Annotated in this window: 3 protein-coding genes; 2 read left to right on the top strand and 1 reads right to left on the bottom strand. The window is 71.9% G+C overall.

The features are described from left to right. Positions 1-75 precede the first annotated feature (75 nt). On the bottom strand, positions 76-978 hold the full coding sequence (locus K313_RS0119295; protein WP_029213005.1) for a PAC2 family protein: 903 nt from the start codon (positions 976-978) through the stop codon (positions 76-78). A 124-nt stretch (positions 979-1,102) separates the two neighbouring features. On the opposite strand from K313_RS0119295, the gene metH reads away from it, so the two are divergent. After that, positions 1,103-4,666 (top strand): methionine synthase, encoded by a 3,564-nt coding sequence (gene metH, locus K313_RS0119300; protein WP_029213006.1) that lies wholly within the window; start codon positions 1,103-1,105, stop codon positions 4,664-4,666. Positions 4,667-4,751: 85 nt separating this feature from the next. Beyond that, positions 4,752-5,414, top strand: a complete 663-nt coding sequence (locus tag K313_RS0119305) for an HAD family hydrolase (RefSeq protein WP_029213007.1) — start codon at positions 4,752-4,754, stop codon at positions 5,412-5,414. The last annotated feature ends 338 nt before the right edge of the window (positions 5,415-5,752 follow it).

The raw sequence follows: 5,752 nt of genomic DNA on the forward strand, positions 1-5,752 counted from the left end.
GTCGATGCCTTTACCGGGGGCGGATGCATCAGCCTGGCGAACGGAGGCCGGTCGATGCCTTTACCCGGGGGTAGGTCAGTGGCCGAGGTCCTTGCCGGGCGGGCCGCCGGGGCCGGGGCCAGGGCCAGGACCGGGGCCGTCCGAGTCGCGGCGGCGCAGGAACTTCTCGAACTCGCGCGCGATCGCCTCGCCGCTCGCCTCCGGCAGCTCGGCCGTGTCCTGCGCCTCCTCGAGGGACGAGATGTACTCCGCGACGTCCTCGTCGCCCGACGCCAGCTCGTCGACGCCGTGCTGCCAGGCCACCGCGTCCTCGGGAAAGTCGCCCCGCGGGATCGTGATGTCCAGCAGCTCCTCGAGGCGTCCGAGCAGCGCCAGCGAGGCCTTGGGGGAGGGCGCCGACCCGGCGTAGTGCGGGATCGCGGCCCACGCGCTGACCGCCGGCATACCGATCTGCTCGGCCGCCAGCGCGATCACCCCGACGATCCCGGTCGGGCCCTCGTAGCTCGACGGCACGATGTCGAAGCGGTGCGCGAGCTCGGAGCTCTCGGACGAGACGTCGGTGCCGATCGGGCGGGTGTGGGGGATGGGCGCGAGGTAGGCGCCGAGCGTGATCAGCAGCTCCACGCCCGCCTGCTCGGCCAGGTCCAGCAGCTCCTCGGTGAACGCGCGCCACCGCACGGACGGCTCGATGCCCTCCACGAGGAGCACGTCGCGGTCCTCGCCGTGCAGCGTCGCGTGCAGGATCCGCGTGGTCGGCCAGGTCACGAGCCGCTCTCCGCCCTGGCTGACGACGCGCGGACGGGTCACCTGGAAGTCGTAGTACTCCTCCGGGTCGATCGCCGCGACGGGCTCGGCGTCCCAGGCCTCGGACAGGTGGGACACGAGGTCGGTGGCGGCCTCGCCGGCGTCGTTCCACCCCTCGAAGGCGGCGATCATGACCGGTCGACGCAGGGGCGGAAGGTCGTCGAACTGGATCACGCGCACTCCTCGTGGGCTGACGGCTGGACTGACGGCTGGGCTGACGCACCCCGGACGCGTCCACGCCAGGGCTTCGACCCAGCCTAGACTTCGGCAGGTCCCCGACTGCAAAGGCAGGCCAACCGTGAGCGCACGCTCGGACGAGCTCCGCACCGCACTGACCCGACGAGTCCTGGTCGCCGACGGCGCCATGGGCACGATGCTCCAGGCGGCCGACCCGAGCATGGACGACTTCCAGGGGCACGAGGGCTGCAACGAGATCCTCAACGTGACCCGCCCCGACGTCGTCCGCTCGGTGCACGACGCCTACTTCGAGGCCGGCTCGGACCTCGTCGAGACCAACACCTTCGGCGCCAACCACGCCAACCTCGGCGAGTACGACATCGTCGACCGCATCTACGAGCTGGCCCGCGCGGGCGCCGAGATCGCCCGCCAGTCCGCCGACCACTGGTCGACGCCGGACAAGCCCCGCTATGTCATCGGCTCGATGGGCCCCGGCACCAAGCTGCCCTCGCTCGGGCACATCGACTACGCCACCCTGCGGGACGCGTATGCCGAGAACGCCCGCGGCCTCATCGACGGCGGCGCCGACGCGCTGCTGGTCGAGACCGTGCAGGACCTGCTGCAGGCCAAGGCCGCGGTGGTGGGTGCCAAGCGCGCGCTGACGGCGGCCGGCGAGACGCTGCCCGTCATCGTGCAGGTCACGGTCGAGACGACGGGCACGATGCTGCTCGGCTCCGAGATCGGCGCGGCGCTGACCGCCCTCGAGGCGCTCGGCATCGACGCGATCGGGCTCAACTGCGCGACCGGCCCCGCCGAGATGAGCGAGCACCTGCGGGTCCTGTCGCAGCAGTCGCGCATCCCGGTGACCTGCATGCCCAACGCCGGTCTGCCGCAGCTGGGCAAGGACGGCGCCACCTACCCGCTGCAGCCGGACGAGCTGGCCGCCGCCCACCGCACCTTCACCCAGGACTACGGCGTCGCCCTGGTCGGTGGCTGCTGCGGCACGACCCCCGAGCACCTGCGCGCCGTCGTCGAGGCGGTCGGCGGCCAGCCGATCGGCGAGCGCAACCCGACCCCCGAGCCCGGCGTCGCCTCGCTCTACGCCCCCGTCCCGTTCCGCCAGGACGCGTCCTTCCTGTCCATCGGCGAGCGCACCAACGCCAACGGCTCCAAGGCCTTCCGCGAGGCGATGCTGGCCGAGAAGTGGGACGACTGCGTCGAGATCGCCCGCGCCCAGACCCGCGACGGCGCCCACCTGCTGGACGTCTGCGTCGACTACGTCGGCCGCGACGGTGCCGCGGACATGTCCGAGGTCGTGGCCCGGTTCGCCACCGCGAGCACCCTGCCGCTGGTGCTGGACTCGACCGAGCCCGCCGTCATCCAGGCCGGGCTCGAGCGCCTCGGTGGCCGCGCGGTCATCAACTCGGTCAACTTCGAGGACGGCGACGGGCCCGACTCGCGCTACGCCAAGATGATGCGGCTCGTGGCCGAGCACGGCGCCGCCGTCGTGGCCCTGACCATCGACGAGCAGGGTCAGGCCCGCACCCGCGAGCACAAGGTCGCCGTCGGGTCGCGCCTGATCGAGGCGCTGACGGGCGAGCACGGCATGCACGTCGAGGACATCGTCGTGGACTGCCTGACCTTCCCGATCGCCACCGGTCAGGAGGAGACGCGCCGCGACGGCATCGAGACGATCGAGGCGATCCGCGAGCTCACCACCCGCTACCCGGGCGTGCAGACCACCCTCGGCGTCTCCAACGTGTCCTTCGGCCTCAAGCCCGCTGCCCGCCAGGTCCTCAACTCGGTCTTCCTCGACGAGTGCGTCAAGGCCGGGCTGAGCAGCGCGATCGTCAACTCCGCCAAGATCGTCCCGATCTCGCGGATCCCCGAGGACCAGCTCAAGGTCGCCATGGACCTCGTGCACGACCGGCGCGAGTGGGCCGGCGAGCCGGGGGAGTCGGAGTGCACCTACGACCCGCTGTCCCGGATGCTCGAGCTCTTCGAGGGGGTCGACTCGACCTCGCTCAAGGAGGAGCGCGCCAACGCCCTGGCGTCCCTGCCGCTCGAGGAGCGCCTCGCCCAGCGCATCATCGACGGCGAGCGCAACGGCCTCGAGGCCGACCTCGACCTGGCGATGGACTCCGGGCACGACCCCCTGGCGATCATCAACGACATGCTCCTCGCGGGCATGAAGACCGTCGGCGAGCTCTTCGGCTCCGGCAAGATGCAGCTGCCGTTCGTGCTGCAGTCGGCCGAGACGATGAAGGCCGCCGTCGCGCACCTCGAGCCGCACATCGAGGCCGCCGCGGGCGGTGCCAAGCGCGAGGCCAAGGCCAAGGTCCTGCTCGCCACCGTCAAGGGCGACGTCCACGACATCGGCAAGAACCTCGTCGACATCATCTTGTCCAACAACGGCTTCGAGGTCGTCAACATCGGCATCAAGGTGCCGGTCAACGAGATCATCGACAAGGCCGAGGAGCACGCGGTCGACGCCATCGGCATGTCCGGCCTGCTCGTGAAGTCCACCGTGATCATGAAGGACAACCTGCTCGAGCTGAACTCCCGCTCCCTCGCGGACCGCTGGCCGGTCCTGCTCGGGGGCGCGGCCCTGACCCGGGCCTACGTCGAGCAGGACCTCGCCGAGCTGTATGACGGGCACGTGCGCTACGCGCGGGACGCGTTCGAGGGGCTGCGGCTCATGGACGCGGTGGCCAAGGCCAAGGCCGACCCCGCCGTGCAGCTGACCGACGCGCTGCCCCCGCTGCGCCAGCGTCGGGTCGCGGCCCGGCATACGGAGCCGACCGAGCCCGTCGAGATCGACACCCGACGGTCCGACGTCACCACGGACAACCGGATCCCGACCCCGCCGTTCTGGGGCACGCGCGTCGTCAAGGGCATCGCGACCAGCGACATCGCGGGCTACCTCGACGAGCGGGCGACCTTCCTCGGGCAGTGGGGGCTCAAGCCGTCCCGCGCCGACGACGGCCCCTCCTACGAGGAGCTCGTCGAGCGCGAGGGCCGGCCGCGGCTGCGCATGTGGCTGGACCGCATCAAGACCCAGGACCTCGTGCAGCCCGCCGTGGTCTACGGGTACTTCCCGTGCTACAGCGAGGGCAACGACGTCGTCGTGCTCGAGCACACCGAGCGCCCCGACGGCACGATCGAGCTCGGCGGCGAGCGCGCCCGCTTCACCTTCCCCCGGCAGGGACGCGACCGGCGCCTGTGCCTGGCCGACTTCTGGCGGTCCAAGGAGGCCGTCGAGGCCGACGGGCAGCCCGACGTCATCACCTTCCAGCTGGTGACGATGGGCGACCGCGTGGCGCTGGCGACGGCGGAGCTGTTCGCGGACAACGCCTACCGCGACTACCTCGAGCTCCACGGCCTGTCCGTGCAGCTCACCGAGGCCCTCGCGGAGTACTGGCACGCCCGCGTCCGCGCCGAGCTCGGCCTGGCCGACGGCGACGCCGACGCGCTCGGCGACATCCTGCGGCAGAAGTACACCGGCGAGCGCTACTCCTTCGGCTACCCGGCCTGCCCGGAGCTCGAGGACCGCGCGACCCTGGTGGCGCTGCTCGAGCCCGAGCGGATCGGCGTGACCCTGTCCGAGGAGCTGCAGCTGCACCCCGAGCAGTCCACGGACGCCCTCGTCGCGCACCACCCCGAGGCGAGCTACTTCAAGGCATGACCGACCGCACCGAAGCGGTCTGCGCGGGCCGTCGCATCTCGGCGGCCCGCGCAGACCGCGCACGCCGACGAACCCGAGGAGCCCGATGACCGAGCGCGCCGCGCTGCCCGCCGCCGTCCTGTGGGACATGGACGGCACCCTGGTGGACTCCGAGCCCTACTGGATCGCCGAGGAGTACGCCCTCGTCGAGTCCTTCGGCGGGCAGTGGTCCGACGAGCACGCCCACCAGCTCGTCGGGCAGGCGCTGCTGTGGTCGGCGGACTACATCCGCGAGCACACGCCCGTGACGATGCCGCGCGAGGAGGTCGTGCAGACCCTCCTCGCCGGCGTCATCCGGCGGTTCCGCGAGCACATCCCGTGGCGGCCCGGCGCCCAGGCGCTGCTCGCCTCGACCCGTGAGCTCGGGGTGCCCTGCGCCCTGGTCACGATGTCGTATGCCGCCTTCGCCGACGTCATGGTCCAGGCGCTGCCCGCGGGGACCTTCGACGCGGTCGTGACCGGCGACGTTGTCAAGCAGGGCAAGCCGCACCCCGAGCCGTACCTCACCGCGGCGAGCCTGCTCGGCGTGGCGCCGGGGGACTGCCTCGCGGTCGAGGACTCCAACACGGGGCTGGCATCCGCGCTGGCCGCCGGCGTCCCCACCATCGGGATCCCGCACATGGTGGACATCGCCGAGCAGGAGGGCCTGCGCATCGTCCCCACCATGACCGGCGCGTCGATCCCCGAACTGTGGCGGCTGTTCGCCTGACACCGGCGCGGACGCGGCATACCTGCACCCCGCACGCACCTTTGGCACGTGCGGCCGGCGCGGACGCGGCGTTTATGAGCTGCGAGCCCACGAACGGCCGGTGAGGGCGCCTCGGATCGCGCGTTCCTGAGCTGCGAGCGCACGAAGGCCGAGCGCAGGGTCCGAGTCGGCGCCGACGGGTGGGATCTGCGTCCGGAACGCACCTTTGCCACGTACGGAGGGCCCGGGTGCGGCATACCTGCTTCCCGCACGCACCTTTGACACGTGCGGCCGGCGTGGACGCGGCGTTTGTGAGCTGCGAGCGCACGAACGGCCGGTGAGGGCGCCCCGAATCGCGC

This window comes from Arsenicicoccus bolidensis DSM 15745, assembly GCF_000426385.1.
GTDB lineage: Bacteria > Actinomycetota > Actinomycetes > Actinomycetales > Dermatophilaceae > Arsenicicoccus > Arsenicicoccus bolidensis.